Origin of the sequence: Dactylosporangium sp. NPDC049742, from assembly GCF_040674675.1 — a bacterium.
Taxonomy (GTDB): Bacteria; Actinomycetota; Actinomycetes; order Mycobacteriales; family Micromonosporaceae; genus Dactylosporangium; species Dactylosporangium maewongense.
In genome coordinates, this window is the sequence record NZ_JBFANF010000012.1 from 208,094 (window position 1) to 224,499 (window position 16,406).

At 68.2% G+C, this 16,406-nt stretch carries 12 protein-coding genes; 8 read left to right on the forward strand and 4 right to left on the reverse strand.

Features of this window, described 5'->3' with window-relative positions:
* Positions 1 to 2 precede the first annotated feature (2 nt).
* Positions 3 to 1,445 (forward strand): serine/threonine-protein kinase, encoded by a 1,443-nt coding sequence (locus tag AB0J72_RS18000; RefSeq protein WP_363399996.1) that lies wholly within the window; start codon positions 3 to 5, stop codon positions 1,443 to 1,445.
* A gap of 50 nt (positions 1,446 to 1,495) precedes the next feature.
* Here AB0J72_RS18000 and AB0J72_RS18005 read toward each other — a convergent pair whose 3' ends face one another.
* Together AB0J72_RS18005 and AB0J72_RS18010 are read right to left on the reverse strand one after the other, a co-directional pair.
* Positions 1,496 to 3,346, reverse strand: a complete 1,851-nt coding sequence (locus AB0J72_RS18005; RefSeq protein WP_363399999.1) for an N-6 DNA methylase — start codon at positions 3,344 to 3,346, stop codon at positions 1,496 to 1,498.
* 683 nt (positions 3,347 to 4,029) lie between these two features.
* Positions 4,030 to 4,467 (reverse strand): very short patch repair endonuclease, encoded by a 438-nt coding sequence (locus tag AB0J72_RS18010; protein ID WP_363400001.1) that lies wholly within the window; start codon positions 4,465 to 4,467, stop codon positions 4,030 to 4,032.
* Positions 4,468 to 4,520: 53 nt separating this feature from the next.
* On the opposite strand from AB0J72_RS18010, the gene AB0J72_RS18015 reads away from it, so the two are divergent.
* Both AB0J72_RS18015 and AB0J72_RS18020 read left to right on the forward strand, forming a co-directional pair.
* Complete coding sequence (locus AB0J72_RS18015) at positions 4,521 to 5,627, forward strand: DNA cytosine methyltransferase (protein ID WP_363400003.1); 1,107 nt, start codon at positions 4,521 to 4,523, stop codon at positions 5,625 to 5,627.
* Positions 5,628 to 5,706: 79 nt separating this feature from the next.
* Complete coding sequence (locus tag AB0J72_RS18020) at positions 5,707 to 6,789, forward strand: NaeI family type II restriction endonuclease (protein ID WP_363400043.1); 1,083 nt, start codon at positions 5,707 to 5,709, stop codon at positions 6,787 to 6,789.
* A 344-nt stretch (positions 6,790 to 7,133) separates the two neighbouring features.
* Here the strand turns inward: AB0J72_RS18020 and AB0J72_RS18025 are convergent, their stop codons facing one another.
* Positions 7,134 to 7,499: an N-6 DNA methylase gene (locus AB0J72_RS18025; RefSeq protein ID WP_363400005.1), complete on the reverse strand. Its 366-nt coding sequence runs from the start codon at positions 7,497 to 7,499 to the stop codon at positions 7,134 to 7,136.
* A gap of 595 nt (positions 7,500 to 8,094) precedes the next feature.
* Here AB0J72_RS18025 and AB0J72_RS18030 point away from each other — a divergent pair.
* The 3 genes from AB0J72_RS18030 to AB0J72_RS18040 all read left to right on the forward strand — a co-directional run bounded on the left by AB0J72_RS18030 (position 8,095) and on the right by AB0J72_RS18040 (position 13,812).
* Positions 8,095 to 8,622 (forward strand): hypothetical protein, encoded by a 528-nt coding sequence (locus AB0J72_RS18030; RefSeq protein WP_363400007.1) that lies wholly within the window; start codon positions 8,095 to 8,097, stop codon positions 8,620 to 8,622.
* 436 nt (positions 8,623 to 9,058) lie between these two features.
* Positions 9,059 to 12,136 carry an AAA family ATPase gene (locus AB0J72_RS18035; protein WP_363400045.1) on the forward strand — a complete coding sequence of 1,026 codons (3,078 nt, stop codon included), beginning with the start codon at positions 9,059 to 9,061 and terminating at the stop codon, positions 12,134 to 12,136.
* 173 nt (positions 12,137 to 12,309) lie between these two features.
* Positions 12,310 to 13,812 (forward strand): protein kinase, encoded by a 1,503-nt coding sequence (locus tag AB0J72_RS18040; RefSeq protein WP_363400009.1) that lies wholly within the window; start codon positions 12,310 to 12,312, stop codon positions 13,810 to 13,812.
* Positions 13,813 to 13,814: 2 nt separating this feature from the next.
* Here AB0J72_RS18040 and AB0J72_RS18045 read toward each other — a convergent pair whose 3' ends face one another.
* Positions 13,815 to 14,459 (reverse strand): CBS domain-containing protein, encoded by a 645-nt coding sequence (locus tag AB0J72_RS18045; protein WP_363400011.1) that lies wholly within the window; start codon positions 14,457 to 14,459, stop codon positions 13,815 to 13,817.
* Between the two features lie 484 nt (positions 14,460 to 14,943).
* Here AB0J72_RS18045 and AB0J72_RS18050 point away from each other — a divergent pair, with 484 nt between their 5' ends.
* The gene (locus AB0J72_RS18050) at positions 14,944 to 15,273 is read left to right on the forward strand and encodes a nucleotide pyrophosphohydrolase (RefSeq protein ID WP_363400013.1); all 330 of its coding nucleotides are present in this window, start codon (positions 14,944 to 14,946) and stop codon (positions 15,271 to 15,273) included.
* On the forward strand, positions 15,270 to 16,238 hold the full coding sequence (locus tag AB0J72_RS18055) for a hypothetical protein (RefSeq protein WP_363400015.1): 969 nt from the start codon (positions 15,270 to 15,272) through the stop codon (positions 16,236 to 16,238). The genes AB0J72_RS18050 and AB0J72_RS18055 overlap by 4 nt, the downstream gene beginning before the upstream one ends.
* Positions 16,239 to 16,406 lie beyond the last annotated feature (168 nt).

Below are 16,406 nucleotides of genomic sequence, written 5' to 3' on the forward strand. Positions count from 1 at the left end.
CGTTGACACGCCCGCAGACGATCGCGCAGCGCTACGAGTTGTCAGGCCCCCCGCTGCGCGGCAGCATGGGCGAGGTCTATCGGGCCTACGACCTGTCCCTGGACCGTGAGGTCGCGGTCAAGGTCGTGCGCGCCGACCTGGCCGACGGTGACCAGCACACCGAACTCGTGCGCCGTTTCCGCCGCGAGGCAAGGCTGCTGGCCAGGATGCGGCATCCCGGGACGCCTGCGGTGTTCGACACCGGAGAAGACGACGGTCGACCGTTCCTTGTGATGGAGTACGTGGATGGTGCGACGCTGCGCAATCTGATCGACGAGGTGCAACCGGTCCCCCGGGACTGGGTGGTATACGTCATCGCGCAGATCTGTGCCGTGCTGGCCCGCGCGCACGAGTTGTCGCTAGTGCACCGTGACCTGAGGCCGGACAACGTGCTGCTGTGCGCTGACGGCACGGTGAAGGTCGTGGACTTCGGGTTGGCGATCGTCACCGACAGCAGCTCGACCCACCTGACTCCGCCTGGAGTGGTGACCGGCGACTGGCGCTATCGGGCACCCGAATGTGACCTGGGCATGGTGTCGTCACGCACCGACCTGTACGCCGTCGGTCGCATCCTCGAGGAGTTGCTCGAGGAGACACCCGCCGACGACATCCTATGGGAGTTGGCCGGCGAGCTCACCCAGGACCACCCTCAGGGCAGGCCCAAGGACGCCACCGACGTCCTCGCGCGACTGACGCCTCTGCTGCGCCGTCCGTCACCGCTGCCGGGCTTCGTCACGGCCACGGCACCCGAGGGCTACGCCGAGATCACCACCACTCTGGCCGGCGGCGCCTCCCGTCGCGGTCAGACCGGCCACCTTGAGTGGACCGCGGCGGAGGTACGACGGATGCGCGCCGCCGCCGCCGAGCACGCCGAGCACGGCCGACCTGCCCGGGCGATCGATCTGCTGCGCAGCATTCTCGACGACCGCCACGCATCGGGGGACGCCCTCATGGACGTCCGCCGTGATCTCGCAAACCTACAGGTCGAGGCCGGTGAGACCGGCGAAGCCGTACGTGCCTGCGACGACGCGCTGGCTGTCATGGCCCACCAGCTTCCTGCGGACCACCCCGCAGTCCTTTCCCTGCGTCTGAAGCTGGCCCGGCTGCATGCCTGCAGCGGTGACATTACGACGGCCGCTAGCCTGTACGCCGCGGTCGCGAAAGATCTCGACGGGCAGGCGTCGACGCGTTCCGAACGGGCGACCGCCACACGCGAGCTTGCGATCATTCAGGCAGGCGCGGGCGACAGGGTCGGGGCCGAAGCAGTCCTGACAGAGCTGCTCGCGGACCTGCGCGATGCGGCACACGTCGACGGCGAACAGGTTTTCGCGACCGTCGACGCGCTGATGCTCGTACGTGCACCCGTACGTCGCTACGGTCCACCCGCGCGGGGCGCACGCGGCTGACCCGTCCTCACACCGGAGACGCCGCGAGGACGAGGTTCGGTTGTACGGCCTCAGATCGGCCGCAACCTGCCCGAGGCCAGACCGTCCGCCGTGAGCCGGGTGATGTCGGCGCTGAGGGTCGTTGCCTCGCGGATCGTCTCGTTCAATTCATTCAGGCGGCGGAAGACCTCGCCCTGTCGCCGCTGCTCGCCGAGTGCCGCCCTCGGCAGTTGTATCCGGCGCACATCGAAACGCGACGTGCCCAACAGGCTGCCGGCCAGTCTCTCGTTGACCGTGGTACGCAGGTGGCCGGCGAGGAACCAGGAGTCGAGAGCCTGCGGGTCCGGGCGCAGCAGCCAGAGGTGTCTGCCGAGCAGCGGACCTGACTCGGTGTTGACCCGGGCGACGAGTCGTCGTTCGCTGACAGACAACACCACGTCCCCCGGCTGCAGAACCATCCGCGGGGTGAGTCGATTGTCCGCCGTTCCCGAGGCAGGCCTGCCGGCCGTCAGGTCCTGCACGGTGAGGGTGACTCCTTCGGCCCGTTCTCCCTCACCACCACGAACGGGTCCAAGGATCTGGAGCGATCCGCTGCGAAGCAGGTCGCCGACGGTGACCGGAGAGGCACCGGCCTCGACCGAACCGTCCACCAGATCGGTCAGCAGGCCGGGTATCCGTTCGGAGGACTTCTTCAGACGCCGGCTGGCATCGGCCAGTCGTGGTCCCACGTCGGCCTCGTCGGCGTCGCCGAGGTGGCGACGCCCGGGCGACAGGTCGACCTCCTCGTCGAGCAGGTCAAGCACTGGGACCGTGTGCGCTTCGACGCGTTCCGAACGGTCTCCGGAACTCAGGAGCGCCGTGACGGTTTCAGCGATGCACCGGTAGGCCTCGTCGAGTTCGTAGTCGGTGGTGTCGAGCAGCAACACCTCCGCAGTCGCCCGGTTCGCCTTCTGCAGGATCCAGAGGTGCAGCGGCACCGCATGCGGTGGTGCGGCGCCGGGTGGCATTGCGATCACCGCGCGCAGGGCGCCGCGGCGCAACATGTTGGCGCGGATGCGGCGCCCCGCACGCCGCCCCGCCACCGACGGCGGCATGAGCAGCACGGCGAGCCCTCCCGGTCTCAGGTGAGCGATCGCGTGCTGCGCCCAGGCCAGTTCCGGTTCGGTGCGAGGCGGCAGCCCGAACTCCCAAGGTGCGTGGCTCAACTCCTCATGTCCCCAGTTGGTCTGGCCGAACGGTAGATTCGACAGGACGACGTCCACGGCGAGGCCGGCGAAGGCATCCGCGCGTAGAGAGTCACCTGTGCGGATCTCGCCGGACTTCCCGTTGAGGGCGAGCCAGAGGTCGGCAAGGCGGGTCAAGGTGGAGTCGTTGTCCTGCCCGAACAGGTGTGCGGCACCGGACCGGGCGGCGGCACGCAGCATGCCACCATTACCACAAGCCGGATCGAACACGCTCCCTCCGGCGGCACCCGCCACCTTGGCCATCAGGTCGGCCAGATCGTCGGGGGTAGCCACAGAACGTTGCGCGGGTAGGGCGGCGTAGCGATACCACAGCTCGTCGAAAGTCGCCTCCGGCCCATGAACCTTCGCGAGATCGTCGAGTTCCGGCCGCAGGAAGTCGTACGGCAGCGCTCGTCGGCCGAGTAGGTGCTCACCGGCTGCGGCGAGCGCCCCCGCGGAGTCGGCGGCTGCGGTCAGCAGATTGCGCCAGAGCCGGTCCTCGTCCGCGACCGAGGGAGCCTTGCCCTGACCAGCGAGCCACTCCTCGACCTGTTCGAGATCGAACTGAGGGGACGCGGCGGTCCCACCCACCGGCACCGGGAAGTTGTCGTACCGCTTGCGCCAGTTGCTGACCGCCGCCCGCCCTACCCCGGCGAGACGAGCGATGTCAGCCGCGGTGACTCTCGCTCTCTGATGCACGGCACGAGTGTACATTGCCGTCAAGCCACTCGTCCGTTGACGCAGATCTCGTGCAATTTTTAACCGTTGGCGTTGCGCCGCTCAACACATCGTGAACACCGTTATCGCACCGTGAGTGTTCCATGACCGATTCCCAGAACTTCACACCTGCCGCCTCCACCAAGCGCAAGCCGAGTTGGCCCTGGATCGCTGGCAGCGCTGTCGCCCTCATGCCGATCGGACTCGGCGGTGGGAGCACTCCTCCAAGCTCCACGGCGATAGACGCCAACGGCGAGAGCCAGCTGCTTTTCGAAGAGATCAACCTCGATGACATCAGCAGGGCGAACCCGTCTTCGACCTGCCCGCCTACACCACGCTCACACTCACCGGAGCTGCACGACCCGGTCCGAACTCGCGGGAACCGACACATCGATGCGACGGCTTGTCAGCAGACACGGGTCACCGACGCCGGTAACCAGAGCAAACCGCGATCCGCCGAGAGACTCACCTCCCGTTCCGATCGCTCCACGCCTCCTCCCAAGACCGCAGATCGGGATGTCGATCCCTGCCTCCACAGGGTCAGGGTTCCGACTTGGTCACCCAGACGCCGAGAGCGTGAACGCCTTGGCGGCAGCGCGGCCACGGAAAGTCGTCGGACCGATGGCGGCGCAGAAGGCCATGCCGACCCGGGAGGAGAGTCGATGTCAACGATGCGAGGAGACGCTACGCATCGCGGTAACCGTCTCAGCGATCCGGGCTGCAGCCTCGCCGATCGGTTCGTGCTCCCAGATCCGGATGACGGTCCAGCCCTGGGTGGCCAGTCGCTCGTTCGTGTCGGCGTCGCGGCGGCGATTCGTGGCGACCTTCTCCGCCCAGAACGGCGCATTGGTCTTGGCGACGGTGTGATGTTCGGGGCATCCATGCCAGAAGCAGCCGTCGAGGAACACCGCCAGCTTGAGCTTCGGAAACAGCAGGTCTGCGGTACGTCGCACCGCCTTGATCGGCCGGCGATTGACGTAGTAGCGCAGACCCAGCGCGTGGACGGCACGCCGCAGCGCCAGCTCGGGCTTGGTGTCGCGACCGGTGTTGGCCTGCATCGACTTGCGTACGCCGATCGAGGACGCCCAAGATTTTTCGGACATGCGTTCTACCTCACCGGCGCGGCTGGCTTGTCGCAGACGGGAGGCCCACTATCATGTCGCAGGTGAGTGATCGCTTGAGCATGATCGACCTCTTCGCGGGGTGCGGCGGCATGACCGTCGGCTTCCATAATGAGGGCTTCCGTCCGATTCTCTCGGTCGAGTGGGATCGTGCCGCGGCCTCCACCTACGCCGCGAACTTCGGTAGGGAGCACACGCGGTGGGAGGACATCGAGAAGATCGAGGATGACGAGATCCCCGATGCGGATGTCATCATCGGTGGACCGCCGTGCCAGGGCTTCTCCAACCTCGGGACCAAGTCGGTCGAGGACCCACGCAACAAGCTGTGGAAGCAGTACCTACGCTTCGTCGTCAAGGCGAATCCGCAGGTATTCGTGATCGAGAACGTCGAACGGTTCTCGCGTACCAACGAGTTCCAGCTGTTGATGGAAGAGGCCGACCACGGCATCCTCAAAGGCTACAAACTCACCGCCGGCGTCCTGCTGGCGGCCGACTACGGCGTCTCGCAACGCCGGCCGCGCACCATCGTCATCGGGTCCCGGATCGGGGAGATCCCGCTCCCGAAACCGACGCACGCGAAGGTTCCCACCGGGGATCTGAAGCCGTGGAGGACAGTACGAGACGCGATCGGGTGGGTCGACGAACACCCGGCGACCACCGAACTCCCGCAGAAGGATACGGTGTTCTTCGAACAGAGTATCCGAGGCGACTTCTCGGGATATGACATCCACTTCGGACGGCAGCCGACCCCGATGTCGCTCGAGCGCTACGACCACATCCCTCCCGGCGGCGGCCGGTTCAACCTGCCGGATCACCTGCTGTCGCGATGCTGGCGGGAGAAGAAGACCGGCACGACCGACGTCATGGGTCGTATGCGCTGGGATGCGCCGTCATTGACGATCCGTACCGAGTTCTTCAAGCCGGAGAAGGGCCAATACCTGCACCCGCAATGGGAACCGGACCGCCCGGCGCGGCGAGTGAACCGGGTCATCACCCACTACGAGGCGTCGCTGCTGCAGGACTTCCCAAAGGACTACAAGTGGTGCGGATCCAAGACGGAGATCGCTAAGCAGATCGGCAACGCAGTTCCTTCGGGTCTCGCCGCGGCCATCGCGAAACACCTCAAGAACTACCTGGACTGACCCGCCGGCGCGGCAGCGGCATTCGGGTACCTCGCTGTTGACCGACGGTTGGTCCCTCTGACACCCTGCCCACGTGTCGATGGTCCAGGGTGAGTTATTCGAAGACGATGAGATCTCGGCCGGACTTCCACGCACGCTGCGCGTCCACCGCAGCCGGATTCTGCCGGTCCGGCCGTCGACTGCCAGCAGGCCGCGGATGATGACCGGGCCATCGCCGTTCCACACCGACGCTCGACCGCCGTCGCCTGAGGAGGATCCCGAGATCTGGGCGGTCCATTCAGTGATTCGGTCGCTCGATCCCGACGGCGTCCGGACGGGATACGCCATTCGGGAAGCGCTCGACCAGATCTACGACGGCCAGCGCACCGGGCGGTGGGACTACACACAGCTGCTGAAGACGGAGAAGACGCACGTCGGCACTCTCGTCGAGATCTGGCTACAGCGGGAGTTCGGGTTCGACGACGGCGAGGAACTCGACTACCGAATTGCCAGCGTCGACGTGGACTGCAAATGGTCACTGAATCTGTACGACTGGGAGATCCCTCAGGAGATGAACAGCCGGGGCGACAAGATCGCCCTCGTGGTCTGGGCGAACGAGTACACCGCCCGCTGGGCGTCGGGCCTCATCCGAATCAGCGAGGAGGTGCTCCGCCCATTGGGGAGACAGCGTGACGGCAAGCGCCGGCTGAACGATCGAGGCCGAGACCGCATTCTCTGGATCCATCCCGGCGCGGATCTGGTCAAGAACACCCTTCTGCACATCAGCGACCCGAGGAAGCTCAAGATCATCGCATACGCCACGCACGGGCAGACGGCGGTCACGAACCTGTTCAGAGAGCTGACCGGCGAGCTGATCAACCGAGCGACCGTACTCACAGCCGCCCAGCAGGTCGACAGCGCCAAGCGAGTGCGAGACGCCCGGAGGAAACTCCAGCCCGAGGGCATCGTGATCCTCGGCCACTACGCGCCGCATCCTCGGATGGCCGCGGAACTCCAACTCCCGGTGCCCACGCTGGGCAGGTTCGTCAGCATCCGATTACACCCATGGGAGCCCGGCGACGAGGAGCCGCACACCGAGATCGAGGGATCGCTGTGGCGGCGCGCACGGCCGAGGGATCCGGTGGTGCCGGCTCCGACGTTACCCAGCCAGGGCAGTGATTGATGACCCTCCGCCGGCCGCATGTCGGCCTCGTCCATCGGGGCGAGAGGGCTCTGGTCGGATTGATGAACACAGCAACAGTTCTGCCGGTACCGCGGATGAGGTTCTGAGTCTCTGCGGGACGCGATGAAGTAGTGGCCCTTCCCTCACCAGCGGTTGTGTTGTCCGCTCGACTCAACCGGCGCCACTGCCGTCTCCGACGCCCTCCCGACCCACCACCCACTTCCCGATTCCCGGTAAGGGCGGTAGCTCCAGCGACACGCGCCGGTCACCGGGCCAGGGATGGCCTCCCCAGTTCCGGCCGTCACCATCGATATATTCCGCGCCCCCTTACGCTGGAAAATCCTTCACAGCTGCCTTCCAGGATTCACACCGCCTCCATAGCCTTCGTCCGCTGCCAATGCGTTGTCCTGGCCCCAGCTGGTGACCACGAACGGCGGGTGACAGACGACCGCGTCGAAATGGCGCTCGGAGAACGCATCGGACCGCAGCGAGTCGCCGGTCATGACCTCGCCCGGTACATCGCACAGCGCCAGCCAGGGGGTCGCGAGCCGGGCGAATGGCTCGCGCAACTCCTGCCCGAACGCTGCGCTGCACCCCGCGCAAGCGACGGCCCGCAGGGTGCCACCCGCACCGGCGGTTGGGTCGAGAACCGTGCCACCGTCGACCTGGGCCAGGCTGACCATGAGGTCGGCCAGCTCATCCGGCGTCACTCGCAGGCAACCGGCCGAAGAGTCGGAAGACCGTCGCCAGTGAAAGCCGCTCGGGTCCCAACTCGTCGGCCAGATTCTGGATCTCTCGCAGCAGGTGCTGAACGTCTTGCCGGGCGGGAAGCTGCTCGCCCCGCTGGAGAGCCACCAGGATGGCGCCGACGAGGCCATAGCGGCCGCGGGATTGTCGGCCGCCGCGAGGATTCGCCGTCAGAGCTTGTCCACCGCCGATACCTCAATCAGCTTGTCCTGCTGACGCAGCCAGCGCTCAACATCGGTCAGGGCGAACGCCCGACCCGTCGAAGTCCCACCGACCTGGGCGGGAAGTCGGCATGCCGCTTGCACCAGTTGCTGGCGGCGGCGCGACCGACCCCGGCCAGCCGGGCAATCTCTGCCGCCTCGATGGTCAATTCATCTGCACCCGCAACCTGGCGTCAAGGGTGTCACGAGTTTTCTCCGTTGACAGAGTTCACAGACAATGCTCTCATTGACATCGTCACAGAGCTCGGGTCTGATGTGACCCCAGGTCTGAGCGCCATGTGACTCATTGCCGGGGCGGGTGCGCCCGGCTTCCACCCCTTAAAGGAGCAGTCGCATCATGCGCAAGATCATTACCGGGTTGGCCGCCACGCTGGCGCTGTTTGTCATCGCGTGCGGGGCCGCCCCGAAGAGCGACACCGTGAGCAAGGCGCCCGCCGTGACCGGCTCAGGCGCGCCCGCCGCCAACGCCGCGCAGAACACCGCTGCCGCCGCGCCGGAAGGCCCGAAGAAGTTCGCCGTCGGCGAGGTGGGCGTCCTGTCGATGTCGGACGGCTCGACCGGCGAAGTCGTCGTCAAGAGTGTGAAGCTGCAGGGCAAGGTGATCGTTGCGGCCGTTTCGATCACCTGCAAGACCGGATCGATGGACTACAACACCTTCCACTGGTCGATGCTGGCCGGCGACGGCACCAAGCTCGACACCGGCTTTGACATCGGCGTGAAGAACCAGCTCAACTCCGGCACCATCGGGGCCGGCCAGACGGTCACCGGCAACCTCGTCTTCGAGGGCAGCGCGGCACAGACGAAGGGCGCGCAGGTGCAGTTCGCCCCGGCGTTCGAGACCCTCGCCTACTGGGTCAACCCGTAACTCCTGCAGAGATCGCACCCCGCAGCGTCGACGACTGTCGCCGCGGGGTGCCACCCAAACGGTTTCCACCAAGGCCAACCGCGAAAGGCCGGTGCGGTAGGTGCTGCCGCTCTTCACGGTGTTGCGGCTCTTCGGCTTCGTGGCGCGCCGTTCAGTACTGCCGTCGCGCTGCTCGTTCCGAGGTGAGTGGATCGCGGGTTTCGTGCATGAGCTGGTCCGCGCCCGTCTTCCGGTGGCGGCCACGGGTGGCCCGTCCCGGTACAGTGCAGCGCACGGGAGAGCACAGATGAGTGTGGCGCTGCAAGTCGCGCGTGGGTGGCCGGGTGGGTATCCGTCGATCGCGGCGGCGACGGCCGCGGCGCCGGCAGGTGCGACGGTCCTCGTCTCTCCGGGTGATTACCAGGAGTCGGTGGTGCTGACCCGGGCGGTTCGGATCATGGCCCGCGACGGTGCAGGTTCTGTTCGGTGGCGCTCGGCGCGGGGAGCGGCTGTTCACGTCCGCGGTGGTTCGTCGGTACTGAGTGGGCTGTCGATCGCTGGTGATGACCGAGACTTCGCCACGGTGCTGGTTGACGCCGGCGAGATCCTCGTCGAAGACAGCCAGTTGGAGGGCGTCGCTTCGGCGGTTTTCGTGCGGGGTGGCGCGGCCACCGTGCGTGGGTGCTCGCTGCGTTCGATTGCGGCGGACGGCATTCAGGTTCGCGACGGGAAGGGTGTCATCGAGCGGTGCATGATCGGCCCCGTCGGGGTGAGCGGGATCGTGGCCGACAACGCGGCGGTCGCGGTGTCCGCGTGCACCGTCACCGGTGCGTCCGGCAATGGTCTGTACTGGCATAACGGCGCGTCCGGCGAGTGCGTCGATGTGACCGTCACCGGAAGCAAGATGCCGGCCATCATGGTGGCGAACGGCGCCAGGCCGGTCGTGCGGCGGGCGCGGCTGCGTGAGCTCGCCGCGCAGGCGATCGTGGTCCGCGGCGCTGCCGGCACGTTCGAGGAGTGCACCGTCGAGCAGGTCGATGGAGCCAGCGCGATCGCGGTCGAAGCGGGCGCGACGCCCCGGTTCGAGCACGTCCAGCTGCGGCGCATCAACGGCCTGGGGGTACAGGTGAGCGGCGACGCGGCACCTGTGATGCAGCACGTGACCATGGAGTCGGTCGCGTCCCAGGCGTTGGGCGTGACCAACGCCAAGGGAAGGTACTCCCACTGGACGGTCCGCGACGTCGCGGACAAGAGCGTGCCGGCGATCGGCATCCAGGGGCCTACGACCGAGGTGTGGCTGGACACCCTGGCCTTGCGCGATGTCGGCGTCGGCGTCGTCCTTTCCCAGGGCGCCGCGACCATGTCGGGCGTGAGCATCGAGCGGGCCGAGGGGTCCGGCATCGTCGTTCAGGGTGCCCGGCTGGTCGCCAGCGACGTACGGATCAACTCCGGCGGGCAGACGGGTATCGCCCTGAGCAACGCGCGCGCCACGCTGACCGGTGTCAGCGTCACCGACAGCATCGTGGGCATCTACGTCGGAGCCGGCACGAGCGGCGAGCTGATCCGTTGCGCCACCACCGGTAACCGCCGCGACGGCATCCAGTTCGACGCGTGCGGCGAGATGCAGGTGACCGACTGCACCGCCACCGGCAACGCCGAGGACGACGTCTGGCTCAGGGGCGGCGAACCGGTCACGTTCGCACGTCATGTCGGCCCGTTGCCCGAGGGTGCCCGCATGTCGGCGCCCGCCGGCGAGGGCCCGGTCACCGATCAACGACAGGCCACGCGCAGCGACACCACCAGTACAGCGGCGACACAGAACTCGGACCAGGCCACGCCCGCGGAGCAGGGCCCCCGGCTCGACACGGCACTCGCTGCGCTCGACGCGATGATCGGCCTGGGGCGGGTCAAGGAGGAGGTGCGCAAGCTGGTCGACTTCGCCGACTACCAGCGGCGCCGGGCCGAGCGTGGGCTGACACCGGTGTCGTTGGAGCGGCACCTGATCTTCACGGGACCGCCGGGCACCGGCAAGACCGAGGTGGCGCGGCGCTATGCGGCGATCGCCTCCGCCCTCGGCCTCATCGCGCGCGACCACGTCGAGGAAGCGGACCGGGCGAAGCTGGTCGGCTCGCACATCGGCGAGACGGAGAAGCGCACGCTCGCCGCGTTCGAGCGGGCTCGGGGTGGGGTCCTCTTCATCGACGAGGCCTACGCGCTCGCGCCCGCATCCGGCAACGAGGACAGCAACGACTTCGGCCGGCTGGCGATCGACACGCTCATCAAGCTGATGGAGGACCGCCGGGACGAGGTCATCGTCATCATGGCCGGTTACCCGAACGAGATGCGCAAGCTCCTGGACGTCAATCCCGGCCTGCGCAGCCGGTTCACCACGACGATCAACTTCCCGCACTACACGGTCGAGGAGCTCGTCGAGATCGTCGAGAAGTTCGCGGTGGACGAGGACTACGTCATGCCCGCCGAGACCCGCGCCGCGTTGACCGCGACGATGATCCAGCTCAGCCGCGCCGCCAACTTCGGCAACGGCCGGGCGGCCCGGATGCTGTTCCAAGCTATGCGGGAGAACCTGGCCCGCCGTTCAGCCCGCAACGACGCCTATGACGTGGCGGCGTTGACGACGTTGCTGCCCGAGGACGTGACGGCGGCCCGAGCAGCCTCTGGCATCGCCGCTGGGGTGGGGGTCGCCGACCAGGAGGAGACGCAGCGGCTCCTCGCCGAACTCGACGCGATGGTCGGCCTCAGCGCGGTCAAGCGGGAAGTGGCAACGCTCGTCGCGCAGGTCGAGATGGCCCAGCACCGCGCCGCGCTCGGGTTGCCGGCGCAGCCGCTGAGCCGGCACCTGATCTTCGTAGGCCCGCCGGGCACCGGCAAGACCTCGGTCGCCCGCCTGTACGGGCGCCTGCTCGCCGCGCTCGGCGTCCTCGCCGACGGCGGCATGGTGGAGGTCAGCCGGGCCGACCTGGTCGCCGGGTTCGTCGGCCAGACCGCGCTCAAGACGACCTCACGGTTCGAGGAGGCCCGCGGCGGCGTCCTCTTCATCGACGAGGCGTACACGCTCTCCGCACACAACGGCCCCGGCCACGACTTCGGCCGGGAAGCGGTCGACACGCTCGTGAAGCTGATGGAGGACCACCGGGACGAGGTCGTCGTCGTGGTCGCCGGCTACCCGGCCGAGATGGACCGCTTCCTGATCACCAACCCGGGCCTGCGCAGCAGGTTCGGCCGGCGGATCGAATTCGCCCAGTACACCGTCGACGAGCTGGTCGCCATCTTCCACCAGATGGCGTCCGAGCAGCACTACCAGTGCCCGCCGCAGACCCTGGCAGCTGTACAGGCAGCGCTCGCCGCCCGCACGTCGGACACCAGCGAACCCGACGACTCCTTCGGCAACGCCCGCGCCGCCCGGCAGCTCCTGGAGTCGATGACCGGCCGCCAAGCGATGCGCCTGCGCGGCACCGCCAACATGGACAGGGAGGCACTGACCACCCTGCTCCCGGAGGACTTGGAGGACGCCTGAACGGCGTCACCAGCGGCGGGCACGCGCCGATGATCGTCGATCTCTACGGCTTCAAGCATCCGCGGCCACCCGGCTGTCCGGCCAGGGCAGGACGACGCCGAGCGTCCGGCCACCGTGACGTGTCGTGACGCCCCTTTGGGGTGATTCGGACGATTGTGTCAAGGTTAACCACCATGGTGGGGCGTCTGTTGAACGGCCGGTACGAGCTGCGATCGGTCATCGGCCGGGGCGGTATGGCCGATGTGTGGCTGGCCGTCGACGGGCGGCTGGACCGGCCCGTGGCCGTGAAGATGCTGCACGACCAGGGCGGCGCGGATCCGTCGATACCGGAGCGGTTCGAGCGCGAGGCGCACACCGCTGCGCGGCTGTCACATCCGAGCATCGTCGCTGTGTACGACGTCGGGGTCGACGGCGGTACGCCGTACCTCGTGATGGAGCTGGTCCAAGGGCACAGCCTCGCCGACGAGCTGGCCAAGGGCCCGCTGGACCCGCGGCGTGCGGTGCACATCGCGGAGCAGGTGTGCGACGCCCTGGCAGCCGCGCACGACGCCGGAGTCGTACACCGGGACGTGAAGCCGGCCAACATCCTCATCAGCGACGAGGGCCGGGTGAAGGTCTGCGACTTCGGCATCGCCCGCATCACCGACCGGGCACAGGCAGCGCTGACCGCGCCGGCCACCGTGGTCGGCACCAGCTCCTACATGGCGCCGGAGCAGGTCCTCGGCGAGCCTGTCGACGCCCGGACCGACCTGTACGCGCTGGGCTGTGTGCTGTACGCGATGCTCACCGGCCGTCCGCCGTTCACCGAAGGTTCGCCGGTGCAGATCGCCTGGCAGCAGATTCACCAGGCAGCGGTTCCGGTGACGGTACTGCGGCCCGGCCTGCCGCCGCAGCTCGCCGGGCTGGTCGGCGCGCTGCTGGCCAAGCGTGCGAGGGACCGGCCGGCAAGTGCGGCGCAGGTCCGCGCGGCGCTGTCCGGCACCGCCGGCGGGACCGGAACGGCTGTGCTCGCACGTAATGAAGGACCAGGCGTGGCGCCGATCCGCGGCCGCGCCCAGGTGCGGCCGGCAACGCGGAGCCTGCCCGCGCTCGGCGAGCCACCCGAACCGGCTGCCCGGCGGCGGGGTCGTTCGACCGGGATCGCCATGACGGCGCTCGGTGCGGCGGCCGTCGCCGTGTTTGCGCTCGGTGTCCTCCCGGACCGATCCGGCCACCCGGCCGCGGCGCCCACCACCCCCGCAGAGACGACCCGCTCCCTGCCGTCCACGGAAACGCCGTCCACGGAAACCCCGAGCACCGCGCCGAGTGACCCGCCGACCGACACCCCGAGCCCAACGCCGACCGGCACCCCGAGCGACCCGACGAACGACCCGGTCGAGGCGACGCTGGCTGCGGCTCGCGCCGCCGTTCAGGCCCAGGCCGGTGGCGGCGGCCTGGACCGCGAGACCGCGCGTGAGCTGAACCGCCGGTTCGACAACCTCGCCGGCCAACTCGCGCGCGGCAACAACGACCTCGCCGCAATGGAGCTGGCCGGTCTGCGCGCCCGGCTCAACGAGCTGCACCGGAACGGCACACTCACCGACACCGGGTACACGGCGGTCCTCACCCCGGCCGACCAGCTCGGGGCGAACCTGCCTTCCCCCGCGTCGGCTGGGCCGCCCAGCCCGTCGGCCTAGGGTCAGGGGACGTCGGACGTCGCGTAGACCTTCCCCACGAACTCGGCCAGTCGGCGTTCGTCAAGGTTGCGAGCCAGGTCGGCCTCGCTGATCATGCCGACCAGGCGGTGGTTCTCGATGACCGGCAGCCGCTTGACCTGGCGGTCCTCCATCTGATGCAGCACCTCGTCGACACCGGCGCCCGCATCGACCCAGACCAGCTCACCACTGGTCAGGTCGCGCACGCTGACCTGACCGGGATCCTGGCCCTCAGCGATGCACCGCACGACGATGTCGCGGTCGGTGATGATGCCGTGCAGCCGGTCGTCCCCACCGCAGATCGGCAGGGAGCCGACCCCGAGATCGCGCATCTTCCGCGCGGCGGCCGCGACGCTCTCGCCCTCGTTAACGCACTCGGCTCCCGGGTGCATGATGTCTCTCGCCCGCCGCTCGTACTTCGCGCGAAGCGCCTGCTCATGGTCATCCAGAGCGCGGAGCTTCCGTGCCACGGCCTCATGCGTCGCATGGCCGGCGTGTTCGGCGTAGCTGGCCTTACCGAGCTCGTACAGCAGCTTGTCACGCTGCCGCTGGGCCCGTGTCTCATCAATCCGGGCCCGACTCGTCGCCAGGCCACGCTTGGCGGACTCCATCATCTTGTCCAAGGGCATGGTGTCCTCCTCTGGCGTACGTCAACGCAAGAGAGCCAACAACAGCGGTGCTCCGCCAACGCTACGTCGCCGCCACTACGGACAGCACCACCCCGCCAGCATCCGGCCACTGATTACGGGACGCCGTGCGGAGTCGCGGGTGACCGGGCGCGGCGATCGAGAGCAGTATCGCTAGGTCTTCAACGGAACAACATCTGGCAGTTCGGTTGCCGGCGAAGGGCTGCCTCCCCACCACGATCGGTAGCCACGTCCAGCAGGCGAGCGTCGAAGGTGTGGGTTTCGCCTTCTCCGACTGCCCGGGCACTCACTCGCGAAGCTGCCCGCAAGAGATGACATTTACCGAGCAACCCATGGCGGCGACCGATCATGCGAGCGGACCGTGAGGTCGCCCTCAAGGCGCTTGAAGGCCACTCGATCTCAAGCGGGACTGACGGCCTTAAGGCCATCGCTTCGCTGCGGTCGTTGCGCTGATCGACTGGCGGCGATGTCGAACGACGAACTGCCTGACGACTGGCCGGCGCAGGTGCAGCGGGAGCTGCGCCGCTTCGCTGAAGCCCGTGATTGGCCGCGGTATCACACTCCGCGCAACCTGATTCTCGCGCTGGTTGGTGAAGTTGGCGAACTCGCCGAGCTGTACCAGTGGGACCCGCCGGAGCCGCCGCCCATGGACCGCGTCGCGGAAGAGGTGGCAGACGTCCTCATCTATCTGCTGCGCTTCGCCGATGTCGCAGGCGTCGACGTGGCGGAGGCCGTGGCCGCGAAGATCGCCCGCAATGAGCAGCGCTTCCCGCCGATCGAGGGCCGTCCCGCATGAGCCGCAGCGCGTATGTGTACGTCGGCGAGCGTGCTGACGGCAACTTCAAGATCGGTATGAGCGGCAACATCTGGGGGTGGAAGACCTTCGACGGCGGTGGGCCGCTGGTCGCCCAGGCCGAACAGTGGCTTCGCGACCCGGACCGGGACGAACCGACGTGGATCATCTTCGTTCGCGGCATCGAGCCGCCGCGTCCGGCGCCGAAGGGCTGGCCGCGCACCCGTGAGGAGGACTTCGATGCCTGGACGGGCGCGACCTTCCGCTCGGTGACCCAGCGGCTCCTGCGCGCCCCGCTGTACGTGGACCACGTCAAACCGGTCTGGCCCGACGACCTGTACCCGTACCGCGTCACGCTCGAGCCCGACGAACCGGACGACACCTTCGGGCCGATCCCGGCGTCCGACCTGTCCGAAGACGCCATTCGAGCGATCCGTCACTCGGCCCTGCAGAAAGGGTGGCCGGTGCTCGGACCGCCGCTGGCCGACCCGGAGCCGATCATGCCTGACCAGCCACTGGCCACCGGTGCGGTCGTCCGCACCATCGCGCTGGAGCGGAACATGACCCGGACCTTCGTCCGCCGCCCGGGCGAGTCCCGCAGCTCCACCCGCCGGGAGGCCGACCTGGTGACGCGTTACGAGGCCTACCTGGCCGGCCTCGGCCGCCGAGCGGTCCGGAACCTGATCACCCTGCCGGGCGGCCTGGACACGTTCTTCACGGACGTCTTCGAGATTGACGTCGAAGAGCTTGTGGAGGCCAAGTCCACCGCCGGCCGCGAACACATCCGCCACGCCATCGGCCAGCTCTACGACTACGCCCGCTTCGTCCGGCCCCGCTCCCGGGCCGTGCTCTTACCGACCCGCCCGAAGCAGGATCTCGTCGATCTCTTGACCGGGCTCGACATCAACATCATCTACGAGCACACGCCGGGCGACTTCGTCCGCGAACCAGCCCGTGAGGCGCCCTGACCGGCGGCGGCCGTCCGGCTCAGGGCTTGATCAGGAGAGCCGACGGCGGGACTTGAACCCGCAGCCGGCTCCCGGAACGCGGTCCCGGGATGGGGCGCTTGCGGGGCCGGGCGCTCACGGAGCGGACGCTCACGGTCGGGCGCGAAACTTTCATGGCGGCCGCCAGGT

Excerpts from the sequence above, each read along its gene's own strand:
- AB0J72_RS18010 (WP_363400001.1), bottom strand. The coding sequence starts at position 4,467 with ATGTCCGAAAAATCTTGGGCGTCCTCGATCGGCGTACGCAAGTCGATG.
- AB0J72_RS18015 (WP_363400003.1), top strand. The coding sequence starts at position 4,521 with ATGTCGCAGGTGAGTGATCGCTTGAGCATGATCGACCTCTTCGCGGGG.
- AB0J72_RS18020 (WP_363400043.1), top strand. The coding sequence starts at position 5,707 with ATGGTCCAGGGTGAGTTATTCGAAGACGATGAGATCTCGGCCGGACTT.
- AB0J72_RS18030 (WP_363400007.1), top strand. The coding sequence starts at position 8,095 with ATGCGCAAGATCATTACCGGGTTGGCCGCCACGCTGGCGCTGTTTGTC.
- AB0J72_RS18035 (WP_363400045.1), top strand. The coding sequence starts at position 9,059 with ATGGCCCGCGACGGTGCAGGTTCTGTTCGGTGGCGCTCGGCGCGGGGA.
- AB0J72_RS18040 (WP_363400009.1), top strand. The coding sequence starts at position 12,310 with ATGGTGGGGCGTCTGTTGAACGGCCGGTACGAGCTGCGATCGGTCATC.
- AB0J72_RS18045 (WP_363400011.1), bottom strand. The coding sequence starts at position 14,459 with ATGCCCTTGGACAAGATGATGGAGTCCGCCAAGCGTGGCCTGGCGACG.
- AB0J72_RS18050 (WP_363400013.1), top strand. The coding sequence starts at position 14,944 with ATGTCGAACGACGAACTGCCTGACGACTGGCCGGCGCAGGTGCAGCGG.
- AB0J72_RS18055 (WP_363400015.1), top strand. The coding sequence starts at position 15,270 with ATGAGCCGCAGCGCGTATGTGTACGTCGGCGAGCGTGCTGACGGCAAC.